Source organism: Sandarakinorhabdus sp., assembly GCF_040398665.1.
Taxonomy (GTDB): domain Bacteria; phylum Pseudomonadota; class Alphaproteobacteria; order Sphingomonadales; family Sphingomonadaceae; genus Sandarakinorhabdus.
Genome location: NZ_JBBATQ010000006.1, coordinates 60,938 through 84,225, shown reverse-complemented (window position 1 = coordinate 84,225; position 23,288 = coordinate 60,938). Strand labels below are relative to the sequence as shown.

Genomic DNA, 23,288 nt, shown 5'->3' with positions numbered 1-23,288 from the left:
GGAAGTCTCATGTTATAAATTTCCTGTCTATAGCCGTTTCGGCTATGCACGCGGAAGCCTTCTTTCCACGAAGGCTCATGATAGAGAATTGGCGAGCGGGCGAAGCGCCCCCCAGTGTAGCGCGGCCGAACGGGCCGCAGCGCACACCACGCTTCGCGATTGTCGGTTGAACAAGGCGGTGCGTGTGCGCAGGCGCAAAGCAGAACAGACCGCCACGAAACGAGAAACACCGCGAGGCCATCGGCCCCGCGGTGCATCTGTTTCCCGGACGTGTTCAAAATCCCGGGGAATGATCAACCAAAAGTGGGTGCCGGGTCTGCATCCATGCGACCCGCCGCAGCAATGAACGCTGCCAGCAAGGTCACACAGACCAGGTCACACCCAGCGGTCAAATCAGAACGCGCCCTTCCAGACCACGGTGGTGTAACCTGGGCTGAATGTGACATTGCCCATGTTCGCCGCAGACGCGATGCCGACGCCTGCGGAAATACCTGGCACCTGGCACACCGTCTTGATGCTGTCGGTGACCGTCGTGGTCAGCGCTTCCTTCAAACTGTCCGCGCTCAAGTCGTTCCTGGCGGCATCGGTCGCCAGCAATTGCACCAGTGAGGGCGGCAAGGCCCATTGTGCGGCCACCTCAACCCCGCCAGCTTGACCGCCAGCGGTCAAGGTTTGGCCTTCTGCACCAGCGGCGCTGCCGGGGCCCCAACCAAGGCCAAAGCCGAACGTGGCACCGGGCTGTAGATCAGCGGTGCCAGCAGCGACCTGAATCCCAGTGCTGACGGTGACGGCCATGCCGTATTTTCCGTTGGTGGGGAACGTGTCCATTGCGAAGCTCACCGAAGCATTGACGCCGCCAATCCAGCCGGCGGAACTTCCGAGAGAAAGGCTGAAGTTCGACTTTGTCTCATTGCCAACCAGCGCAAGGCCATTGGCGGAAACCATACCGAGCGCTTTGCCCAACGCCAACATATCCGTCGCGGTCTGCTGGTCCGGGTTGCTGCCGCGCGCAAGCGTGCGCAACACGCGGAAAACGGCTTCCTTCGTTTCGGCATCGAACTTCGTGGCTTTGTTGACGAACGGCGTGATTTTGCTCCAGTTGCCGGTTGCGCTGGTCTTGCATGTGTTCGCAACGTAATTCGCCAAGCTGTTTGCCTTCGAGATCACGGGAACCAAATTCTTCCGAGCCACCTCGTATTTATTCGCCGCTGTTTGTAATTCGGGGCCGTAATTTTTTACAACTTGGCTTCGAAGCTGTCCATATTCAGACCCCTTCATACTGAAACCGATATTCTCACTATCTTCTTCCATGCGATCAGCGTAGTTTTTGAATCCCATGGCAACCGAAGCCGTATCGGCGGCAACGAGGCTCGACCAGTCATTGGCCAAGGCCTCGGCATAGGACAATTCCAGAATTTCAGTATCGGCATAGCCCTTGGCCTTCGCCGCCGCGAAGTTCGCATAACCAACGGCCTTGGCGACCTTATCAGTCTGGGAGTTGGACACATCGTTTGCAACATCTTTAACAGTATTAGTTGCAGTTTTTACGCCCTTGTTCAAATGCTTGCCAACACCTGCCGAAGCCGGGGCAGCCGTGAGGGCCACTGCGATGGCGGACGCAAAAAGCAAACCGAATTTCAAATTATATGTCATCTTGTTCAATCCCCGCCTTGCGTTTACTTATAGAAAGAATAAGTAAACTTGTTTAAACAGAGTGATGTCGTCTGTTGACGGTCTCATGTTGGAAATTTCCTGTCTATAGTCGTTTCGGCTATGCGCGCGGAAGCCTGCTTTCCACGAAGGCCCATGACAGAGAATTGGCGAGCGGGCGAAGCGCCTCCCACTATGGCGCGGCCGAACGGGTTGCCGTGCGGACTTGCACATCCCGGCGAGAGCCGCCTTCGCCCTGCTGATCTTGCGTGAAGCCCGCCAGCGTGGCCGTGGCGTTGGAAGTTGATCACGACGTGTCGCCGGCCAAGGGCGGCACCGACGGTCCAGCCAAATTTCGCCCGCATTGCCGCGACGGTCATCGGAACGCGACACGCCAGCCATTCGGACGCCAGGCGCGCAAGCCGTAAAGCCTCAACTGTGGACGGGCGCGCAGCGGGAACCGGACGGTTTCCCGTGCCTGGCGCTGTGAACAATCACCCAGCCCCCCGGTGCCAATATATAGCGAATGACCGACCACCATCGCGCGGCCACAGGTGGATATTTGGGGATATAGGCGTGCAAGGGATAATGATCACCTGCAATTTCAGATGTTTGAAAGAAAATAATGGTGCCGGATGAGGGGATTGAACCCCCGACCTTCGGTTTACAAAACCGCTGCTCTACCGCTGAGCTAATCCGGCCCAAACATTGCGATGCTGCGCATAGCCGGCTCGCGCGACATACTCAACAGCCGTTGGCGCAGGCCGGATCGGCCGACCACCATAGGATGCGCGCGATGGTGCCACCCTGATCGGCGCGCGGATCGGTGGTGATCATGTTGATGCGGCCGTCGACGGGCGCTGCCACCGTTTCCAGCAGCGTGCCGAACGCATCGCGCACCTCGGCGATCGGCTGGCCCTTTTTCACCAGCGCACCCAACGGCAGCAGCAGCCGCGCCCAGCCGGCTCTGCTGGCGCGCGCGGCGATGATGTCGTTGGCGACGAACAGGCTGGCCGGCGGCGGCGTGACGGCGCCGGGCAGCATCTTCAGATCGCGCATCAGATTGCGCAAGCCGGATTCGGCGCGGGCGATCATCACATCATCGAACTGCTCCGGCCGGCCAAGTTCCAGGGTGATCGCCGGCACGCCATCGTCGGTGGCGGTGTTTTCCACCGTGCCCTTGTCGCCCTTGTCCATCTTGATGATGTCGGGTGCCACCAGTTCGGCCATGCGGCGGGTGCGCGGCGTGGAGGCAAAGGCGTACATCATATAGGCCGTGCCGCGCGACTGGGTGTGCAGATCAACTGCCGTGTCGGCATTGGGGCGGATCAGCCGGTTCCACAGGCGCCCGGCGAAATCGGCGATGGCGCTGCCGCCGATCTTGCCCGGCATCTCGCGGTTGAGGTTGGGTGCGCTGCGCGACCAATCCACTGCCCATTGCCGCGTCGATTGCAGCAGGCCGGGCGGGTTCAGCCCCGGCACCAGCGTGACCGTGCCGGCCAGCGTGGCCGGATCGATGGTGGTGGCCAGCCGGTGCAGCACGGCTATGCCGTTCAGCTCATCACCGTGGATGCCGGCCGTCAGCATCAGGCGCGGGCCGGGCTGCGCGCCGCGGATCACCACCACCGGCACCAGCCACGGCTGCCCGATCGGCGTCGGGCCGGCGCGAAACCAGAAGCGTTGCACGCCGGTGGCCACATCGCCCACATCCAGCGCATCGATGATCGGCACGCCGTCGAGGCTACCGACACCCTGCGTGGCGGCGCCTGCCGGGGCGGCCAGCAGCAATGCAATCCCCATCAGCAGCGTGCGCATCACAGGGCCTCTGGCACATCGGCGATGATGCGCAGCGCATGGATGCGATCGGGCGCCACCAGCTCGCCCAGTGCGGCATAGACGGCGCGCTGGCGGGCGACGCGGTTCAGCCCGGCAAAGGCCGATGCGCGGATCTTCACGGTGAAGTGCGATTCGGCATCGTCACCGCGGTGCCCGGCATGGCCGCGATGTTCGTGGCTGTCGTCGATCACCTCCAGCGCGGCGGGGGTCAGCGCGGCCATCAACCGGGATTCGATTTCTGCGGCAAGTCTTCCCATATGCCCTCCTGTCCAAGCCGTTATAGACACGGCAAGGCAGATAGGACGAGTTGCAATTTCCAGCCCGAACAATCCCCGACCCAGCCGTTGGCACGGCCGTGTCGATCGCGCCGAGCCGGAGACATGCGCCTGGCCGGGCTGCAGCGCCGTGGGCGAATTTCGTGCGCCACGATCCAATCGTGTGCCCGGTGATGTCGGCGGCTGGCAATTTCTGTGCCTCGATCATGTCCGTGCCTTCAATGCCGGCTATAATTATTTCGATGGGCTTTCGCCGGATGAAATCCACGCCGCGCAATCGCCGCTGGCCGGGTGGGAACAGGAAATGGTGCGCGGCGGCCGCATGGCGTTCACCTTCGGCGATCCGCATGAATTGTTCAAAACCGGCGGCATGGGAGGCGGCATGGGAGGCGGGGGCCCTGCGTCACAAGCGCCGCAACGCTGGGCAGCAAGGGGCGATGCGCAGGCGCTTGGGCTGCTGGGGCTTGACCGCACCGCCACAGCAGTGGACATCCGGCGGGCCTATCGTGCCCTGGTGCGGCGCTATCACCCTGACAGCAATGGGGGGGATCGCAGCCACGAAGGGAAGTTGCAAGCAGTGGTGGGCGCCTTTACGCACCTGAAGGCAGCGCGTGATTACCAGATGGAGTCGAACAAGACGTGAGCGAACATAGCGAAACGCCCCCGGTGGCGATGGACGCCCCCGACATCACGGTGGATGCGCGTGAAATCTTCGGTGTCGATGTCGACATGAAGGTGCCGGCGTTCAGCATCGCCGATGAACGCGTGCCCGATCTCGATCCGGCCTATGTGTTCGATCCAGATACCACGCTGGCGATCCTGGCGGGCTTTGCCTTCAATCGGCGCGTGATGATCCAGGGCTTTCACGGCACCGGCAAATCCAGCCACATCGAACAGGTGGCGGCGCGGTTGAACTGGCCGTGCATCCGCATCAACCTCGATAGCCACATCAGCCGCATCGATCTGATCGGCAAGGATGCCATCGTCCTGCGCAACGGTGCCCAGGTGACGGAATTCCGTGAAGGCCTGCTGCCCTGGGCACTGCAGACGCCCACCGCACTGGTGTTCGACGAATATGATGCCGGCCGCCCGGATGTGATGTTCGTCATCCAGCGCGTGCTGGAAGTGGAAGGCAAGCTGACCTTGCTCGATCAGAACCGGGTGATCCGCCCGTCCCCATGGTTCCGGCTGTTCGCCACCGCCAACACCGTGGGCCTGGGCGACACCACCGGCCTGTATCATGGCACGCAACAGATCAACCAGGGCCAGATGGACCGCTGGAGCATCGTCACCACGCTGAACTACCTGCCGCACCACACCGAAAGCGCCATCGTCGTCGCCAAGGTGCCAACCTTCGACAATGATGCCGGCCGCAAGACGGTGGCCAACATGGTGCGCGTTGCAGACATGACGCGCGCCGGCTTCATGGCGGGCGACATCTCCACGGTGATGAGCCCGCGCACGGTGATCACCTGGGCGCAGAACGCCCAGATCTTCGGCGCGGTGGGCTTTGCGTTCCGCCTGTCGTTCCTCAACAAATGCGACGAAGCCGAACGCAGCATCGTGGCGGAATATTATCAGCGGGTGTTCGGTGAGGATCTCCCCGAGAGCGTGGCAGTGAAATCGCGGCGGTAAGGGCCGATTGCGAAATCGCTGCTGATGGATTGAATGGACTCAGCAGGGGTCCGCGAAGGCCTTCGCCTTGTCCATCAACGTCCCCGACGCCAAGACGCATTTCTCGCGATTGATCGACCGCGCGCATGCCGGGCTGATCGGCCAGCGCCGCGACGGGTTCAATCGTTTCGATGGTGCCTTCCAGGCGCTCTGGTGGGCGCCGGCCGGGCAGCGCCCCGCGGTGGCCGACGGCTTGGGCCGGTTGTGGCTGCTCGATCATCATGGCCCCAGCGCATCAGCCTTGGGTTTCAGGGCGCAATTTCCGCCGCACGGCTGAACGCCTGCATATCGGCTGGACTTGATGGCCACAGCCATGCAACAACTTTACATTCGCTACTGGCGCCTGCGTCCTGGAAAAATGGCATTTGGAATGAACAGCTTCGATACCATGGCAACCAAATTCAGCGCCACGGATGCTCGCCCATGAGCATTCGCCCCGCTCGCATGGAAGATGCCGCGGCGCTGGCCGCCATCTATGCCCCGGCGGTGCTGCATGGCACCGCCAGCTTCGAGGTCGAAGCGCCGTCTGCCGCCGACATGGCGACGCGGCTGATGCAGGTGAAATCGCACGGCTGGCCGTGGCTGGTGCATGTCACCATGGGGCAGGTCGATGGCTATGCCTATGCCAGCCAGTTCCGCGACCGCGCCGCCTATCGCCATTGCGGCGAATGCAGCGTCTATGTTGCGCCCGAAGCGCAGCGCACCGGCATCGGCCAGGCGCTGCTGATGGCGGTGGTGTCGGTGGCGCGCACTGCCGGTTTCCGGCAGTTGGTGGCGGTGATCGGCGATTCCGGCAACGGCAACTCCATCGGCCTGCACACTGCCTGCGGTTTTGAACGCGTGGGCTTGTTGAAAGACGTCGGCGAGAAGTTCGGCCGGCCGCTCGATATCGTGATGATGCAGCGCAGCCTGGTCTGATCAGGCCAGCACATGCGTCGGGCGGCCCTGCTGGCGCAACTGCCGGCCGACCAGCGCAAAGCCAAGCATCAGCAACAGCCAGGTTGCCGGTTCCGGCACCGGTTCATCGCCAGACATGCTGAAATTGGCAGCGACCAACCGGCTGTTGTACGATCGGCTGCTGTGGATGCTGCCGACCAGACCAGCGATGCTGGGCTCCAGGAACGACCAGATCTGATTGGGCAGCGGCGCTTCGGGCCGCCCACGCAAATCAAAGAGCTGGTTGTTCGAAAACACATTGTTGATGCCGTCAGGTGTGCTCAGGGCGACACCCCATGTGGACGAAGGCAGGCTGGACAGCACGTTGTCGACAAACAGGCTGTCGCTGCAGCCATAGCACGCGAGGGCATGCACATGCGTGACGGCCGCCAGATTGCCGGCAAAGGTGATGCGCGTGCCGCTGCCATTCTTTGGATCAAAGGATGCAAAGCCTTGCATGTCGCCGATGGCGCTGTTGTTCAGCAAGTAGATATCCGACTGAAGTGGATTGCCAGCTGTTGACCACAACTGGATACAATCAGCATGGGCACCAGGAAACATGATCACATCGGTGCAGTGATTTTCTGACAGGATTGCACGGCGACTGTTTACCATCTGGATGCCGTCAGATGAATTTCCGCGAAAATCGTTGCCAGTAATCAGTATGTCGCTGCTACCGTGCATGGCCACGCCGGTGGTATGACCCATGAAGAGACTGTCACGGATCGTGACAAATTGCGATTGCGTCGTCAGGATACCACCACCACGATTGTTCGGTGTTCCCACGACAGTCACCTGCTCAAAGCTGACATGGCTGCTGTTTGTGACCCTGACGGCAAGCCAGTCGATGGTTTCAGCGTCGGTCCGGCCCCAGGTGCCGCCATGAAAGGCGATATTCTGAACGTTCTGGAGCCGCATGCCTTCCGGCAGGGTCGCCCGGCTGGCATCGACACGCACACCGGCAAAATCGCGATTGGTGAAGGATACGCGATTGGGAAAATGGCCTTCCATCTGCAGCGTGTCGCCGGGTGCCAGCGCAGCCAGCGCGCTGTTGATCGTGGTCGGGGTCATCACCACGATCTTGCCGGCCATGGCCGGGACGGCGGCCCACAGTGCGCAGATGGCCAGCAAACGCACGGCAAGACGCCCGCAAAGGTGGCCGGAAAAGGACATGGCGATTTCTCCCTGGCGGGCCGGCGGAGTCGCCGACGCATCCAGGGTGGGTAACGACAGGTCCGAAATGGGCCTGCGCAGCCATGGACAGGACTCTCTCCATAATGGAGGCAATCGCCGGGCTTTCGCATGTCCCGCCATGGCATGGCTTGTGTATCTCGCGCGCCGACGCGCGGCTTTTCTAAAGCGCGCCGACGCGCGGCTTGTCTAAAGCGCGCCGACGCGCGGCTTTTCTAAAGCGCGCCGACGCGCGGCTTGCCTAAAGCGCGCCGCCGCGCAACAGGCGGTGGCATGACCATTCAGCATCTGTTCGCGACGCCCTTGTGGCAGGGCCTGCTTGATGATGCGGCGCTGCTCGCCGATCTGGCCAACAGTGTGCGCGTGCTGGCGCAAGACGATGCGGCCGGACGGCGCTGGTGCCGGGATCACCGCTATCGCGGCTATACCAGCTATGCCTCGTTGAATGATCTGCCGGTGCGCGATCCGGCCTTCGGGGCGTTGGCGCGGCTGCTGGTGCGCCAGGCGACGGACTTTGCCGCGGCGGCGCATCTCGATCTGGCCGGCAAACGCCCGCGGCTGGACAGTCTGTGGGTCAATGTCCTGAAACCCGGCGGCGGCCACAGCGGCCATATCCATCCGCACAGCATCATTTCCGGGACGCTTTATCTGGAGGTGCCCGACGGCGCGGGCGCCATCCGCTTCGAAGATCCGCGGCTGCCGATGCTGATGCACGCGCCGCCGCGCCGCAGCGACGCGCCGCGCGAAGCGACGACGTTCGTGGCGGTTGCCCCTGTGCCGGGCATGTTGCTGTTGTGGGAAAGCTGGCTGCGCCACGAAGTGCTGCCCAGCGCCGCCAAGGCCGACCGCTTGTCGGTGAGCTTCAACTTTTCCTGAAAGTGTCGCAGCCGCAAAGGGCCCGGCCTCCGTGGGGAGGCCGGGCCTTTGTGCCCTTATCGGTTGCCCTGCCGCTTCAGAAAGCCCGGCACGTCATCGTCGGTGCCAGCCGCCGGTTCGGGCGCCGGCGCCAGTGTGGCGGGCGTTTCCGGGGCACGGCGGCGCGACACGCCCATCATGCGTTCGAACAGGGTGAGCGGACGTTCTTCGGCGATCGGCTCCGGTGCCGGCTCGGGCGTTGGCGCCGGCGCTGCCGCCGGGCCGCCGGGGCCAGCCATCGGCACCTGCGGGGTGAAGCGGAAGCTGGCCGGAGCCGCGGCCTCGGCGCGCTCGGCATCGGCCAGGTCAATGGCATCATCCGCCTCGTCGATGGCTTCGGCATGTTCGGCAAGGTCCAGCGCCGGCTGAGCTTCCACCGTCTCGTCTGCGCCCACCGCGCTCTGCGGCGTCAGGTCCATCGCCGGTCCAGGCACCGGTTCGGCAACCGGCGCCGGCTCCGTGATCGGGGCCGGCGTGGAGAAGATGCTTGGCTGCGACAGGAAGGCGCTGGCGGCGGCCTTCTTGGCCGGCACAGTCATCGGCATCGGCTTGGCAGCGGCATCGATGCCGGTGGCAACCACCGAAACGCGCATCATGCCTTCCAGATCGGGATTGAAGGCGCTGCCCACCATGATGTTGGCATCGCCGTCGACCATGTCGCGGATATAGCTGGCGGCTTCGTCCACCTCCATCAGCTTCAGATCGTCGCCGCCGGTGATGTTGATGATCACGCCCTTGGCGCCGCGCATGGAGACTTCATCGAGAAGCGGGTTGGCGATGGCCTTTTGCGCCGCCTCGATGGCGCGGCCTTCGCCGCTGGCTTCGCCAGTTCCCATCATTGCCTTGCCCATTTCGGACATGACGGTGCGGATGTCGGCGAAATCCAGGTTGATCAGGCCGGGCATCATCATCAGATCGGTGATGCCGCGCACGCCCTGGTGCAGCACCTGATCGGCCATCACAAAGGCTTCCTTGAACCCGGTATTGGCATTGGCGATCAGGAACAGATTCTGATTGGGAATGATGATCAGCGTGTCGACATGCTTCTGCAGCTCGATGATGCCTTCTTCGGCGGCGCGCATGCGGCGGCTGCCTTCGAAGCTGAACGGCTTGGTGACGACGCCGACGGTGAGGATCCCCTTTTCGCGTGCGGCGCGCGCCACCACCGGCGCTGCCCCGGTGCCGGTGCCGCCGCCCATGCCGGCGGCGATGAAGCACATATGCGCGCCGTCCAGCGCGCTTTCCAGTTGATCGAGTGTTTCCTCGGCGGAGGCCCGGCCGATTTCGGGCCGCGCACCGGCGCCCAGGCCCTGCGTGATCTTCATGCCAAGCTGGATTCGGGTCGCGGCCGGGCTCAGCGCCAGTTGCTGGGCATCGGTGTTGGCAACGATGAACTCAACGCCAGTCAGATCGGCTGCGATCATGTTGGCCACGGCATTGCAGCCAGCCCCGCCCACACCGACAACGGCGATGCGCGGTTTGAGTTCTGTCAGTTCCACTCGTGCAAATTCCAGCATCTCGTGTCTCCCATACGCTTTTACATACTAGATGATGTACGAATCGGGGGGAAGCCGCTTCAAAGACTTCCCCACAGTTTTTCAATAACCCCTGACAACCCCCGGCGTGGCTCGTTCGACTGGCCGGCAAGCTGCTGATGCCAGATGTCGCCGCTGTCGCTGGCTGCAAACAGGACCAGGCCGGCAAGGGTCGCGAACGCCGGGCCTTCCTGCGCTTGCGGCAGGCCGATCAGCCCACGCGGCCGGCCGATGCGGACATTGCAGCCCAGATAGGTGCCGGCATAATCGGCGATCGACCGCAGATCGGCGCCGCCGCCGGTCAGCACGATGCGCCGCGCCTGCGGGCCGACAAAGCCCAGGGTCGCCAGCGCCCGGGCAATCTCGCCGAACAGCATGCCGAGCCGGGTGCGGATCACTGCGACCAGGGCAGCCCGCGGCACCTTCACCGGTTCGCTGAGACCATCTTCCAGTGCCGGCGGGATGATCACCGGTTCGATCTGATCGCGGGTGGTGGCGACGGCGGCACCGTCGAAGGTCTTCAGGCGCTCGGCGCCGCTGCGGCGGGTGGCGAAGGCTGCGGCGATATCCTCGGTGATGTCCACGCTGCCCATCGGGATCGTCGCCACGCCCACGGCGATGCCGAACTTGTGCACGGCGATGCTGGTGATGCCGGCGCCGATCTCGATCAGCGCCACACCGATGTCACGTTCCTCGGCATCGAGCACGGCCAGGCTGGCGGCCAGCGGGCTGGCGACCAGTGCCGAGACCCCAAGATGCGCCTGGCCGACGGCGCGGCCATAGTTCAGGATCGCCGGGGTCTCGGCGGTCACCACATGGATATCCATGCCCAGCCGATCGGCGTGCAGGCCGAGCGGGCTTTCCACCCCGACCAGCCCATCCATCGTGTAGAGCGCTGGCAGCGCATGCACCACGGTGCGGCCGCGCGGATCGATGGCGGCCCGTCCGGCCTGACGCAATGTCACCATGTCGGTCGGCGTGATGTTGGCGCCGGCAATGTCGATTTCGGCGCTGGCCATCATGCTGGCCATGCTGCCGGCCGCAAAGCCGCCGACCACGCTGTTCATCTGGATGCCGGCGGCGCGTTCCGCCTGGTCCATGGCGCCGCGGATTGCCATTTCCGCCTTTTCATAATCGGTTACTGCGCCGCGTTTCAGCCCGCTGCACGGCTTCTGGCCGCTGCCGATGACCCGGGGTTCGCTGTCACCGCCGATCAGCGCGATCAGCGCCGAAACCTTCGACGTGCCGACATCGAGCACCGCCACCGGCCGTTCAGGCTGGCTGCGGCTCAGCGGGGCCAAGGGCAGGCGGGGCGGGATGCGCGAAGGGGTTTTGGGAGCCATGATCGTCCTTCGTCAGATTTCGCGGGCTTGCGCGGCGGCGCGGCGCGCCTTTTCCGCATCGGCCAGCGTCTGCGCCACCGCCGGGCCAGCCACGATCATGCGGCCCGGCAGCCGCAGATCGAACCGGGTGAAGCCGCCGCCGATCAGCCGTACCGGGCCCTTGCCGTCCAGCCGGGCAAAGGCGGTGAGCGCCCCCTTGGCCAGCGCCGGCCGATCCGGCAGCGCCATCACCTCGCCGCTCTTGAAGTGCAAATCCCAGCGCCGGCCGCCGACCAGCGTGACGGCCGTCACATCGCGGCCCAGCGGCGTGGCTGCCAGCAGTTCCAGCGCCTCGCGCACCCGGCCATTGGCGTTCGGCCCGATCAGGATCGGCAGATCGTTCCAGCGTTCCAGCCGCTGCCGGGTCAGCACATGGCCTGCAAGATCGATGGCAGCCAGTTTCCGGTTGAACTGCCACAGCGCCACCGGCTTGCGCTCCGTCACTTCGATCACCAGCGTGTCGGGCAGGCGGCGCTGCACGCTGGCATCGGCCACCCACGGCAGTTTCTTCAGCCTTGTGCGCACCGCATCCAGATCGGTGGCCAGCATGGCGTTGGTCGGGCCGTTCAGCACGGCGGCATAGATGGCCAGCCGATCCTGCTCGCGCGCGCCGGTCAATTCGACATGCCGCACTTCCCAGCCGCGTGCGGCGGTCCATTGCACAAAGCCGGCCCACAGACGCTGTGGCACGCCGACCGCGATCATGGTGGCGAGCGCAACCGCCAGCACCACGCCCAGCGCGATGCCGGCCTGGCGCTTGCCGAAGGCCGGCGCTGCGGTGACGGCGCGGGTGGGCCGTGCCTGCGCGGATTTGGGCACGCGCGCGCCGCGCTTCAGGGTGGCCGCCGTCATGGCCGGTCTCCCGTCTCAGCAAGTGCCAGATCGATCAGCGTCTCCACCAGTTGTTCGTAAGACATGCCGATGAACCGCGCCTGTTCCGGCACCAGGCTGAGCGGCGTCATGCCCGGCTGGGTGTTGACCTCCAACAGATAGAGGCCGGCGAGGCCCTGATCGGGGTCCCAACGGAAATCGCTGCGACTGGTGCCCTTGCAGCCCAGTATCCTGTGCGCGGCCAACGCATGCGCCAGGCAGGCTTCGGTAATGCCCGCCGGCAAGTTGGCGGGGCACTCATGCACGGTCAGGCCGTCGGTATATTTGGCATCATAATCATAGAATCCGGAAACCGGCTTCAGTTCCGTCACCGCCAGGGCGCGGTCCCCGATCACCGCCACGGTCAATTCCTTGCCGGCAATGAACGGCTCGGCAAGCAGCGTGGGGAACTCCGCCCACGGCCCCGGCACATCGCGGCGGATGGGGTTGCCGTGGTTGCTGCTGTCGGTGACGATGGCGACGCCGACCGACGATCCCTCGTTCACCGGTTTCAGCACATAGGGGCGCGGCAGCGGATCGGCGTCGAACAGGCCTTCGCTGCTGACAATCACGCCCTTCGGCATCGGGATGCCGGCCGGCACCAGCACCAGCTTGGTCAATTCCTTGTCGATCGCGATGGCCGAGGTGGTGACGCCCGAATGTGTGTAGGGCAGGCCGAGCAGATCGAGCAGGCCCTGCACCGTGCCGTCTTCACCCGGCGTGCCGTGCAGCGCGTTGAACACGACATCGGGGGCGGCCTCGGTCAGGCGCTGGGCGACATCGCGGCCCATGTCGATCTCGACCACATCATGGCCCAGATTGCGACAGGCTTGCGCGATTCCCCGCCCAGAGGTGAGCGACACCTCGCGCTCGGCGGACCAGCCGCCCATGAGCACGGCGACTTTCATGGCGTGGCTCCTTGCGGGACGTTTCCCAGCCCCACCCCTGAAGGGGAGGGGTTGGGGGTGGGAAATGACGAAACCTCCGCAACCCGCCCCACCCGTTGAATTTCCCACTCAAGCGCCACGCCGCTCTCCCGCAACACATGCGCGCGGACCAGTTCGCCCAGTGCCTCGATATCGGCGGCGGTGGCGCGGTGGCTGTTGATCAGGAAATTGTTGTGCTTCTCGCTGACCTCCGCCCCGCCGACGCGCAGGCCACGGCAACCCGCGTTGTGCACCAGTTCCCAGGCCTTGTGGCCGGGCGGATTCTTGAAGGTCGATCCGCCGGTGCGGGTGCGCAGCGGCTGGCTGGCTTCACGGGCGGCGGCGATGCGGTCCATTTCGGCCTGGATGGCGGTGCGCTCGCCCGGCGCCCCGCGCAGCCGCGCCGAAATCACGATCTCGCCATCGGCCAGATTGGAATGGCGATAGCTGTAGGCCAGATCGCTGACTGACCGCGTTTCCACGCTGCCAGCCCGCGTCACCACCGTCGCCTCCACCAGCACATCGGCGACCTCGCGCCCATAAGCCCCGCCGTTCATCCGCACGAAGCCGCCCACCGTGCCGGGAATGCCGCGCAGAAACTCCAGGCCGGCCAGCCCGGCATCGCGCGCCGCGCTGCTCACCGCGATGCCGCTGGCGCCGCCGCCGCACATCAGCGTCTCGCCATCTGCGCTCACCTTGCCGAATGTCTTGCCCAGCCGCACGACGACGCCCGCCACGCCGCCATCGCGCACGATCAGATTGCTGCCCAGCCCGAGCGCGAGGACGGGCGTTTCGGCGGGCAGGTGCTTCAGGAATTCGCTCAAATCGTCGGCGTCGGCCGGCTCGAACAGCCAGTCCGCCGGCCCGCCGGCCTTGAACCAAAGCAGCGGGGCGAGGGGGGCGTTGGTCGTGAGTTTGCCGCGGGGAGCGTTCATGGCGCGACCCCTCTCCCGCCGCGCTTCGCGCGAGTCGACCTCTCCCCAGGGGGGAGAGGTGATTTGCTCACCTCTCCCCCCTGGGGAGAGGTCGAGAGACAGCGCGCAGCGCTGGCCCGGGAGAGGGGCGACACCCTCCGCCACAAAGGCACTGCGCCCTTCACCCGCCCCGCACCTTCGCCACCGCATCCGCCAACCCGGCCGCCCATTTGGTGATATCGCCAGCGCCCAGGCAGATCACCTGATCGCCGGCCTGAACCACGCCTGCCAACACCGTCGCCAGTTCCGCCGCGCCCGACACCGTTGCCGCCGATGGGTGCCCCGCCGCCACCAGCCCGGCCGCCAGCGCCGCCGCATCCACGCCCGGAATCGGCGCTTCGCCGGCGGCATAGACCGGCGCCACCAACACCATGTCGGCATCGTTGAACGCGGCGCAGAAATCCGCCATCAGATCGCGCAGGCGCGTGAAGCGGTGCGGCTGCACCACCGCGATCACCCGGCTGCCGGCGCTTTCGCGCGCCGCGGCCAGCACGGCGCGGATCTCCACCGGGTGGTGGCCATAATCATCGATGATCGCCGCGCCGTTCACTTCACCCACCTTGGTGAAGCGCCGCTTGACGCCGCCAAAGCGCGCCAGGCCGGCGCGCAGGCCATCATCATCCACGCCCAGTTCCAGCGCCACGGCAATCGCCGCCAGCGCATTCTGCACATTGTGGCGGCCCGGCATCGGCAGCAGCAGATCATCGATCCGGCGCTGGCTGTCGGCAGCGCCAGCGCGGGTGCGCACCAGCACGGCAAAGCGGTTGCCGCCCGGCACCGGCGTCACATCCAGCCCGCGCACATCGGCGGTGGCGGCGAAACCATAGGTGATGATGCGCCGATCCGACACGCGCGGGATCAGCGCCTGCACCTCCGGGTGATCGATGCACAAGATGCCGGCGCCATAGAAGGGCACGGCGTTGACGAACTGGCGGAAGCCTTCGCGCACCTTTTCGAAATCGCCCCAATGGTCGAGATGTTCCGGATCGATGTTGGTGACGATGCCGAACGTGCCGGTCAGCCGCAGGAAGCTGCCGTCGCTCTCGTCGGCTTCCACCACCATCCAGTCTGATGTGCCCAGGCGGGCGTTGGATCCGATGGTGTTGATGATGCCGCCGTTGATCACCGTGGGGTCAAGCCCACCGGCATCAAGCAGGGTGGCGACCATCGAGGTGGTGGTGGTCTTGCCGTGGGTGCCGGCCACCGCGACGCAGCTTTTCAGGCGCATCAGTTCGGCGAGCATTTCGGCGCGGCGCACCACCGGAATCCGCCGGCTGCGCGCGGCCACCACTTCGACATTGTCGGGCTTGATGGCCGTGGAAATCACCAGCACGGCCGCGTTCGCCACATTTTCCGCCGATTGGCCGATGAACACGGTGATGCCCTTCTTGCGCAGGCCATCGACGACATAGGATTCCGCCGAGTCCGAGCCCTGCACGGCAAAGCCCAGGTTCGCCATGACTTCGGCAATGCCCGACATGCCGATACCGCCGATGCCGACAAAGTGGATGACACCGATATCGGTGCGGAAACCAGGGCGCAGGCGCAGCGCGCCGGTATCAGGGGAAACAATTGGGCTCATGCGATCAATCCGGTGGCAATGACAAGGTTGGCCAGCCGTTTCGCGGCCTCCGGATGCCCGGCGGCGCGCGCGGCGGCGGCGGCGGTTTCCAGCCCCTGCCGGTCCGCAAGCCACAGCGTCAAGGCCTCGCCCAGGCGTTCTGCGGTGAACTCGCTTTGCCGGATCATCTGCGCCGCGCCGGCCGCGACCAGCGCGGCGGCATTGTCGGCCTGGTGATCGTCGGTGGCGATGGGCAACGGCACCAGGATCGACGGCCGGCCCATCACCGCGAGCTCCGCCACGGTGGAGGCACCGCTGCGCGCGATGACGATATGGCTGGCAGCCATTTCGGTGGGCAGATCAGGGAAATAGGCCGCGATGCGCGGGGCGATGCCGGCGGCGGCATAGGCGGCGAGCATCGCGTCGCGGTCTTCATCGCGGCCCTGATGGGTGACGTCCAGATGTAGGCGCAGTGGTTCGGGGAGCAGCGCCAGTGCGGCGGGCACGATGCGGTTCAAAATCGCCGCGCCCTGGCTGCCGCCGGTCACCAGCAATTTCAGCCGGGGGGCATGGGCGTCGAACGGCATTTCGCGGGCGGCCAACACTTCGGGGCGCACCGGATTGCCGGTGAAATGCGCGCGCCTGGCCCAGGCGCCTTCCATGCGACGGATGCGCGGGAAACTGGTGGCGATGGCCCGCACCCGCGGCGCCAGATAGCGGTTGGTGCGGCCCAGCACGGCATTTTGTTCGTGGATCAGGCAGGGCAGATAGAGGGACAAGCCGGCCAGCAAGCCGGGCAGGGCGGGATAGCCGCCGAAACCCACCACAGCGCGCGGGCGCAGCTGCTTGAACAGCGCGCGGGCGGTGCTGCGACCCTTCCAGATGCTCAGCGCCACGGACGGCAGCGATTTCCAGCCGCTGCGGCCCGTCGATGCGGCATCCACCCTGGTGATCTCGACGCCCGGAAACAGGCCGGGAAAGCGCAGGCCGCGTTCGTCGGTCACCAGATGCACATGATGGCCGCGCGCCATCAATTCCAGCGCCAGGCAATGCGCCGGCACCATATGGCCGCCGGTGCCGCCAGCGCACAGCACATAGGTGCCGCCGGGCCCCGGCGCCTGCTGACGCGGCCGGCTGTCATAGCGATCAAGGGGAGTTTCCGGGGTCATGCCATCCGCATGCCGCCGGCTTGCGCCCACGGCCGGCCTTTCAGGAAGGGATTGTTGCGGGTGAGCGCCAGCAGCAGCCCGGCGCCGACACACGTCGCCAGATAGGATGATCCGCCATGGCTGATGAACGGCAGCGTCATGCCCTTGGATGGCAGCAGCGCCAGATTGACCATCATGTTGATCGCCGCCTGGAAACCGAACTGGGTGGCGAGACCGGCTGTGGCCAGGAAGACGAACGGATCATCCTCGTCCATCGCCACCAGCAGCGCGCGCACCACCAGCCCCATGAACAGCCCGGCCAGCATGAAACAGGCGATCAGGCCGAATTCCTCGCCGATGACGCTGAAGATATAATCGGTCTGCGCTTCGGGCAGGCGGAATTTCATGCGGCCTTCGCCCGGCCCGGTGCCCAGCCAGCCACCGGCGCGGAAACAATCCAGCGCCTTGTCGATCTGGAACGTATCACCCACGCCGAAAATCCATTTGTCGATGCGCGCGGCAAAGTGATCGAGGGTGAAATAGGCGCTGACCAACCCGGCCGCGCCCAACCCGATGCCCATGCCGACCAGTTGCAGCGACAGCCCGGCGAGCATCGCCTGCACCAGCCATACCGCGCAAATCAGCGCCGATTGGCCAACGTCCGGCTGCGCGATCAGGCACACCAGCGCCACGCCCAATATGCCGGCGCTGATCTGCAAGGTGGGCAGGCTGCGATCGGCGACCCGCAGACTGAGCAGCCAGGCGGTGGCGACCACGAAGCAGGGCTTGAAGAATTCCGATGGCTGGAACTGGAAGAACGGCAACTGGATCCAGCGCGCCGCGCCATTGGTGCCGCTGCCGATGAACGGCAACAGCAGCAGGCCCAGCAGCATCGCGCCCGTGCCGAACACCGCGATGCGTTTGAGCAGCCGCATATCCAGCATCGATGTCGCCACCATCACCGGCAGGCCAAGCGCCACCCAGCCCAATTGCCGATACAGGAAATACAGATCATCGAGGCGATAATTCTTGCCCGACAATTTGCGCGCCGCCGCCGGGGAGGCCGCCGCCACCGCGACGATGCCGATGGCCATCAGCGCGAAGATCAGGATCAGCAGCGTCTTGTCGATCGTCCAGAACCAGCGGCCAAAGCTGGACCGGTCGCCGCGCGAGAGCGCAGAGGCGGTGCGCGGGCGGGCCGTTGCGGACATTGGCCGGTTCTGGGGGCGGCTGGCCATGGCGGGGCGCCTCACAGCCGGCTGACCAATGCCCGGAACGCATCGCCCCGCTGTTCGAAATCGCGATACTGATCGAAACTGGCAGCGGCCGGGCTGAACAGCACGACATCGCCGGGCCGGGCGGTTTCCAGCACGGCGGCAACGGCGGCCGCCAGCGTGCCGGCAATCGTGGTGGGCACTTTTGCGCCGATCTGCGGCGCAAACAGCGGCGCGGCTTCCCCGATCAACCAGGCGTGGGCGACATTGTGCAGATGGGGCAGGATGGCCGACAGATCGGCATGGCCGCCGGCATCGAGCTTGGGCCGGCCGCCAGCGATCCAGTGGATGCGGGGATATGCGGTCAGCGCCGGCGCGGTGCTGTCCGGATTGGTCGCCTTGCTGTCGTTCACCCACAGCAGGCCGCGCTTTTCGCCAACCGGCTCCATGCGGTGGGCAAGCGCGGCATAGCTGGCCAGGCCGGCGGCGATGACCGGATCGGCGATGCCCAGCGCGCGTGCCGCCGCCACGGCCGCCTGTGCATTCAACCGGTTGTGCGGGCCTTGCAGGCCGGGCCAACGGGCGGTGTCGCCGGGCAGGGGGACATCCTCGATCAGGATCGGCGCAGCGGCGCTCATCTGCCACTGTGTCTGCGCGTCGCGGCCGACGATTGCGGTGGCATGCTGGGCCTGCATGCCGAACAGTCGGGCCTTGGCCGCGGCATAGACGGCCATGCTGCCATGGCGTTCGAGATGGTCGGGCGTCAGATTGGTGCAGATCGCCACATCGCAGGCCAGGCTGTGGGTGATGTCCAGTTGGTAAGAGGATAGTTCCAGCACCCACACGCCGCCGGCTGGCAGCGGTTCCTGCGCCAGAATCGGCAACCCGATGTTGCCGCCCATCGCTGCGGGCAGGCCAGCGGTGGTGCACAGATGGTGGAGCAGGGCGGTCGTCGTCGATTTGCCGTTGGTGCCGGTGATGCCGACGATCCTTGTGGGCGGCAGGCTTGGCAGCGCGCGTGCGAACAGTTCGATATCGCCCAGCACCGGCACGCCGTGGCGCGCAGCGGCGGCAAAGATCGGCGCGCTGTGCGGCACGCCCGGCGACACGACGATCCCGGCAAAGCCCGTCAGGTCGATGTGGTTCAGATCGGCGATTTCGGCCGCCACATCCTGCCGCGCCGCCGCATTGTCATCCCAGGCCGTCACCTGCCCACCCGATGCCGCCAGCGCCGCCACGGTCGCGCGGCCGGAACGCGCCAATCCCAGCACGCCCCAGCGTTTATCGGCAAAGGCAGGCGAGGTGATCACCGCAGCTTCAACGTGGCAAGGCCGATCAGCGCCAGCAGAATGGCAACGATCCAGAAGCGGATGACCACCGTGGCTTCTTTCCAGCCCTTTTTCTCATAATGGTGATGCAGCGGCGCCATGCGGAACACGCGCTTGCCGGTGGTCTTGAAGCTGACGACCTGGATGATCACCGACAAGGTTTCCAGCACGAACAGCCCGCCGATCACCAGCAGCACCAGTTCATGATTGGTCACCACTGCGATGGTGCCGAGCGCGCCGCCCAGCGCCAGGCTGCCGGTGTCGCCCATGAACACCATGGCCGGCGGCGCGTTGAACCACAGGAACCCCAGGCAGGCGCCGATCAACGCCGCACAGAACACCGCAAGCTCGCCCGAACCCGGCACATGATGGATACCGAGATAATCGGAAAAGCGGATATTGCCGACCAGATAGGCAATGATGGCAAAGGCCGCCGCCGCGATCACCACCGGCATCGTCGCCAGCCCATCCAGCCCGTCGGTGAGGTTCACCGCATTGCCGAAACCGGTGATGATGAAGGCGGCAAAGGCGATGTAGAACAGCCCGAGATAGAGGCCGAAGTCCTTGAAAAACGGCAGATAGAGGGTGAAGCCGGTGCGGCTGGCGATGTAGGACACCGCAAGCCCGGCAATCAGGAATTCGAGCCCCAGCCGCACCTTGCCCGATACGCCCTTGTGGCTCTGCTTGGTCACCTTGTCATAATCGTCCATGAAACCGATCGCGCCAAAGCCCAGCGTGACCAGCAGTGCCGTCCACACAAAGCCATTGCGCATGTCCATCCACAGCAGCGACGAAATGCTCAGCGCGATCAGGATGAGCAGGCCGCCCATGGTCGGGGTGCCGCGCTTGGTGAGCAGATGCCATTCCGGCCCGTCCTCGCGAATCGGCTGGCCCTTGCCCTGCCGGGCGCGGAGCATGTCGATGAAGCGCGGGCCCAGAACCAGGGCAATCGCCAGCGCGGTCACCAGCGCCGCGATCGTGCGGAAGGTGATGTAACGGAACAGGTTGAAGATGCCGTCATAACCGGCGAGATCGGCGATCAGCTTGATCATGCGGGGCTCTCCTCGGCCAGCGCGGTAACGATCCGGCCCAGCCCGACACTGTTCGATCCCTTGACCAGCAGCACATCGTCTGCGGCCAATACGCCTTGCAACTCCGCCTGTGCGGCCTCGGCCGAGCTGACATGGCGCACATCGAGCTGCCGGCCAAGCGCCTTGGCCAGCGGCTGCATTTCGGGGCCGACCAGCACGGCAATCGCCACGCCGGCCTCGATCAGGTGCGGGGCGATGCCGGCGTGGAACTCCGCCGACAATTCACCCAGTTCCTTCATCGCGCCCAGCAAGGCCAGCCGCCGGCCGTGCCGTGCCGGCACGATGGCGCCGAGCACCGCCAGGCTGGCGGCCATGCTGGCGGGATTGGCGTTATAGGCTTCATCGATCACCACCGCCTGGCCGCCACCCGCGGGCACGCGCAGCCGCCGGCCGCGCCCGGCCAGATCATTGAATTCGGCCAGCGCCAGCCCGGCCAGCGCCAGATCGCCGCCGGCCGCCTGCACCGCGGCCAGCACGGCAAGCGCATTGTTCACCCAATGCTTGCCGGCCATGCCGATGCGGAAGGTCAGCCGATCCTTGCCGATCCGCGCCGTCACGCAGCTGCAATCGGGGTGCAGCTTCACCTGCTCCGCCCACACGTCGGCGCCGTCGTTCTGGCCAAAGCGGACGATGTTGGCGCCCGCAGCGCGCGCGCCGGCCGCAAGCACGTCGGCGTGGATATTGTCGTGCGGGATGATGGCGGTGCCGCCGGCCGGCAAGCCGCTGAAAATCTCCGCCTTGGCCCGCGCGATATCGGCTTCAGTCGCAAAAAATTCGCGGTGGGCGCTGGCCACCCAGGTGACGACCGCGATATGCGGCTGCACTAGGGCCGTAAGCGCCGTCAGTTCGCCAGCGTGGTTCATGCCCATTTCGAACACGCCAAAGCGGCTGGCGGCCGGCATCCGCGCCAGGCTGAGCGGCACGCCGGTGTGGTTGTTGTAGCTTTTGACGCTGGCATGCACGGCACCCGGCGCAAAGCGGCCGAGCGCGGCCTTCAGGGCCTCCTTCACGCCGGTCTTGCCGACACTGCCGGTCACGCCGATGCGCACCGCGCCGCTGCGGTCCCGCGCCGCGCCGCCCAGCGCATTCAGGGCGGCCATCGTGTCCGCCACCAGCACATGCGGGGCGCTTGCCGGCTCGCTCACCAGCAAGCCTGCCGCGCCGCGCGCCAAGGCGCCGTCGATGAAGCGATGGCCATCGGTGGCCTCGCCCTGCAAGGCGATGAACAGGTCGCCGGCCGTCACCTCCCGGCTGTCGAACGTGACGCCGTCCACGGCAAATTCGCCATGCGCCGCGCCGCCGACCGCGGCGGCGATCGCATGGGCCGTCCACAGGCTCATGCCGCACACTCCCGCGCCACGGCCACATCGTCGAACGGCAGCACCTGGCTGCCCACGATCTGGCCCTGTTCATGGCCCTTGCCGGCGATCAGCACGACATCGCCGACTGCCGCTTCGGCCATGGCCGCGGCAATTGCTTCGCGCCGACCCGGCACTTCGCGTGCAGCCGGCGCACCGGCCAGCACCGCCGCACGGATTGCCGCAGGGTCTTCGCTGCGCGGATTGTCGTCGGTGATGATGACCATATCGGCGTGCGCGGCGGCCGCTGCGCCCATCAAGGGCCGTTTGCCGGCATCGCGATCGCCGCCGGCGCCGACGACGATGATCAATCGTCCCGCCACATGCGGCCGCAGCGCCGCGCACGCGGCGATAATGGCATCGGGCGTGTGGGCATAATCGACATAGACCGCCGCCCCGCTGCGCGTGATCACTGCCCGCTCCAGCCGGCCGCGCACGCCGCTCAGCCGCGCCAGATTGCCCAGGGTGCTGCGTTCGTCGCCGCCGCACGCGATCACCAGCCCGGCGGCGACCAGCGCATTGGCCGCCTGATAGGCGCCGATCAACGGCAGCGCGATGCGGTGGGTGCCAGCCGCGCCCTTCACCACCAGATCCTGGCCCAGGCTGGTCGGCGTGCGCTGCACCAGCGTCAGATCGGTGCCCGCCGCCCCCACCGTGAACAGCCGCAGGCCGCGCGCGCGGGCCACGGCGATCATCTGCGCCGACCAGTCACCATCATCGGCCCAGATCACCGCGCTGCCGCCGGCATCGACCACATCGCTGAACAGCCGCGCCTTGGCTGCGAAATAGGCGTCCATCGTGCCGTGATAATCCAGATGATCGCGGCTCAGATTGGTGAAGGCGGCGGCCGCCACCGGCAGCCCTTCGATGCGATGCTGGTCAAGGCCGTGGCTGGATGCTTCGAAGGCGGCGTGGCCGATGCCTTCGCGCGCCAGGCCCGCCATGGTGGCCAGGAACGTCACCACATCCGGCGTCGTCAGCCCGCCGGTGCTGTCGCGCGGGGCGACATGATCCTGGCCGGTGGTGACGCCCAAGGTGCCGATGCTGGCGGCGCGCTGGCCGGCGACATGCCACAATTGCCGGGTCAATTCCGCCGTGCTGGTCTTGCCGTTGGTGCCGGTGATCGCCACCGTCGTCGCCGGAAACGGCGCGAAGAATCTTGCCGCCAGCCGGGCAAAGGCCGCGCGCGGATTGGTGTCGGCAATGTGCAGCGCGCCCGCGACGGCTGCTTGCGGCCGGGCCACGACGGCTATCGCCCCGGCTGCGATGGCAGCGGCCACATAATCCTCGCCATTCACCCGCGCGCCGGCAAAGGCGCCGAAGATCGTCCCCGGCGCCACCTTGCGATGATCCAGCGCAAAGCCGGTGACGGGCGCATCGCCGCCACCGGGCACCAGATCGCCAAGGCGGATGGGGTGCGCCAT

At 65.9% G+C, this 23,288-nt stretch carries 21 protein-coding genes and 1 tRNA gene; 5 read left to right on the top strand and 17 right to left on the bottom strand.

The window, feature by feature from the left end; translation table 11 throughout:
* Window positions 1-393: 393 nt before the first annotated feature.
* From ABWP22_RS09655 to ABWP22_RS09640, 4 genes are all read right to left on the bottom strand, one after another.
* On the bottom strand, window positions 394-1,662 hold the full coding sequence (locus tag ABWP22_RS09655) for a hypothetical protein (RefSeq protein ID WP_353199761.1): 1,269 nt from the start codon (window positions 1,660-1,662) through the stop codon (window positions 394-396).
* A gap of 614 nt (window positions 1,663-2,276) precedes the next feature.
* A tRNA-Thr gene (locus tag ABWP22_RS09650) sits at window positions 2,277-2,351 on the bottom strand.
* Window positions 2,352-2,394: 43 nt separating this feature from the next.
* Window positions 2,395-3,465: a succinylglutamate desuccinylase/aspartoacylase family protein gene (locus tag ABWP22_RS09645; protein WP_353199760.1), complete on the bottom strand. Its 1,071-nt coding sequence runs from the start codon at window positions 3,463-3,465 to the stop codon at window positions 2,395-2,397.
* On the bottom strand, window positions 3,465-3,743 hold the full coding sequence (locus ABWP22_RS09640; RefSeq protein ID WP_353199759.1) for a BolA family protein: 279 nt from the start codon (window positions 3,741-3,743) through the stop codon (window positions 3,465-3,467). Before ABWP22_RS09640 ends, ABWP22_RS09645 begins: the two co-directional genes overlap by 1 nt.
* A gap of 148 nt (window positions 3,744-3,891) precedes the next feature.
* Between ABWP22_RS09640 and ABWP22_RS09635 the strand changes: the two genes are divergently transcribed.
* From ABWP22_RS09635 to ABWP22_RS09620, 4 genes are all read left to right on the top strand, one after another.
* Window positions 3,892-4,404 (top strand): J domain-containing protein, encoded by a 513-nt coding sequence (locus ABWP22_RS09635; protein WP_353199758.1) that lies wholly within the window; start codon window positions 3,892-3,894, stop codon window positions 4,402-4,404.
* 29 nt (window positions 4,405-4,433) lie between these two features.
* The gene (cobS, locus tag ABWP22_RS09630; protein WP_353199845.1) at window positions 4,434-5,396 is read left to right on the top strand and encodes a cobaltochelatase subunit CobS; all 963 of its coding nucleotides are present in this window, start codon (window positions 4,434-4,436) and stop codon (window positions 5,394-5,396) included.
* A 67-nt stretch (window positions 5,397-5,463) separates the two neighbouring features.
* Window positions 5,464-5,712, top strand: a complete 249-nt coding sequence (locus tag ABWP22_RS09625; RefSeq protein ID WP_353199757.1) for a DUF3291 domain-containing protein — start codon at window positions 5,464-5,466, stop codon at window positions 5,710-5,712.
* Between the two features lie 146 nt (window positions 5,713-5,858).
* Window positions 5,859-6,353 carry a GNAT family N-acetyltransferase gene (locus ABWP22_RS09620; RefSeq protein ID WP_353199756.1) on the top strand — a complete coding sequence of 165 codons (495 nt, stop codon included), beginning with the start codon at window positions 5,859-5,861 and terminating at the stop codon, window positions 6,351-6,353.
* On the opposite strand, the gene ABWP22_RS09615 is transcribed toward ABWP22_RS09620, so the two are convergent.
* Complete coding sequence (locus ABWP22_RS09615) at window positions 6,354-7,685, bottom strand: right-handed parallel beta-helix repeat-containing protein (RefSeq protein ID WP_353199755.1); 1,332 nt, start codon at window positions 7,683-7,685, stop codon at window positions 6,354-6,356.
* Window positions 7,686-7,835: 150 nt separating this feature from the next.
* On the opposite strand from ABWP22_RS09615, the gene ABWP22_RS09610 reads away from it, so the two are divergent.
* Window positions 7,836-8,438: a TIGR02466 family protein gene (locus ABWP22_RS09610; protein WP_353199754.1), complete on the top strand. Its 603-nt coding sequence runs from the start codon at window positions 7,836-7,838 to the stop codon at window positions 8,436-8,438.
* Window positions 8,439-8,494: 56 nt separating this feature from the next.
* On the opposite strand, the gene ftsZ is transcribed toward ABWP22_RS09610, so the two are convergent.
* The 12 genes from ftsZ to ABWP22_RS09550 form a co-directional block, all read right to left on the bottom strand.
* A complete protein-coding gene (ftsZ, locus tag ABWP22_RS09605; protein WP_353199753.1) occupies window positions 8,495-9,994 on the bottom strand; it encodes a cell division protein FtsZ in 1,500 nt (499 codons plus the stop codon).
* A gap of 59 nt (window positions 9,995-10,053) precedes the next feature.
* The gene (gene ftsA / locus ABWP22_RS09600) at window positions 10,054-11,355 is read right to left on the bottom strand and encodes a cell division protein FtsA (protein ID WP_353199752.1); all 1,302 of its coding nucleotides are present in this window, start codon (window positions 11,353-11,355) and stop codon (window positions 10,054-10,056) included.
* 12 nt (window positions 11,356-11,367) lie between these two features.
* Window positions 11,368-12,246: a cell division protein FtsQ/DivIB gene (locus tag ABWP22_RS09595; RefSeq protein WP_353199751.1), complete on the bottom strand. Its 879-nt coding sequence runs from the start codon at window positions 12,244-12,246 to the stop codon at window positions 11,368-11,370.
* Window positions 12,243-13,172, bottom strand: a complete 930-nt coding sequence (locus ABWP22_RS09590; protein WP_353199750.1) for a D-alanine--D-alanine ligase — start codon at window positions 13,170-13,172, stop codon at window positions 12,243-12,245. Before ABWP22_RS09590 ends, ABWP22_RS09595 begins: the two co-directional genes overlap by 4 nt.
* Window positions 13,169-14,125 (bottom strand): UDP-N-acetylmuramate dehydrogenase, encoded by a 957-nt coding sequence (gene murB, locus ABWP22_RS09585; RefSeq protein WP_353199749.1) that lies wholly within the window; start codon window positions 14,123-14,125, stop codon window positions 13,169-13,171. Before murB ends, ABWP22_RS09590 begins: the two co-directional genes overlap by 4 nt.
* Window positions 14,126-14,285: 160 nt before the next feature.
* Window positions 14,286-15,746: a UDP-N-acetylmuramate--L-alanine ligase gene (gene murC / locus ABWP22_RS09580; RefSeq protein WP_353199748.1), complete on the bottom strand. Its 1,461-nt coding sequence runs from the start codon at window positions 15,744-15,746 to the stop codon at window positions 14,286-14,288.
* On the bottom strand, window positions 15,743-16,894 hold the full coding sequence (murG, locus tag ABWP22_RS09575; protein ID WP_353199747.1) for an undecaprenyldiphospho-muramoylpentapeptide beta-N-acetylglucosaminyltransferase: 1,152 nt from the start codon (window positions 16,892-16,894) through the stop codon (window positions 15,743-15,745). The genes murC and murG overlap by 4 nt, the downstream gene beginning before the upstream one ends.
* Complete coding sequence (locus ABWP22_RS09570; RefSeq protein ID WP_353199746.1) at window positions 16,891-18,111, bottom strand: FtsW/RodA/SpoVE family cell cycle protein; 1,221 nt, start codon at window positions 18,109-18,111, stop codon at window positions 16,891-16,893. The genes murG and ABWP22_RS09570 overlap by 4 nt, the downstream gene beginning before the upstream one ends.
* 11 nt (window positions 18,112-18,122) lie before the next feature.
* Window positions 18,123-19,397, bottom strand: a complete 1,275-nt coding sequence (murD, locus tag ABWP22_RS09565) for a UDP-N-acetylmuramoyl-L-alanine--D-glutamate ligase (RefSeq protein ID WP_353199745.1) — start codon at window positions 19,395-19,397, stop codon at window positions 18,123-18,125.
* A complete protein-coding gene (gene mraY / locus ABWP22_RS09560) occupies window positions 19,394-20,467 on the bottom strand; it encodes a phospho-N-acetylmuramoyl-pentapeptide-transferase (RefSeq protein WP_353199744.1) in 1,074 nt (357 codons plus the stop codon). The genes murD and mraY overlap by 4 nt, the downstream gene beginning before the upstream one ends.
* On the bottom strand, window positions 20,464-21,846 hold the full coding sequence (locus ABWP22_RS09555; RefSeq protein WP_353199743.1) for a UDP-N-acetylmuramoyl-tripeptide--D-alanyl-D-alanine ligase: 1,383 nt from the start codon (window positions 21,844-21,846) through the stop codon (window positions 20,464-20,466). Before ABWP22_RS09555 ends, mraY begins: the two co-directional genes overlap by 4 nt.
* Window positions 21,843-23,276, bottom strand: a complete 1,434-nt coding sequence (locus ABWP22_RS09550; protein ID WP_502951111.1) for a UDP-N-acetylmuramoyl-L-alanyl-D-glutamate--2,6-diaminopimelate ligase — start codon at window positions 23,274-23,276, stop codon at window positions 21,843-21,845. Before ABWP22_RS09550 ends, ABWP22_RS09555 begins: the two co-directional genes overlap by 4 nt.
* Window positions 23,277-23,288 lie beyond the last annotated feature (12 nt).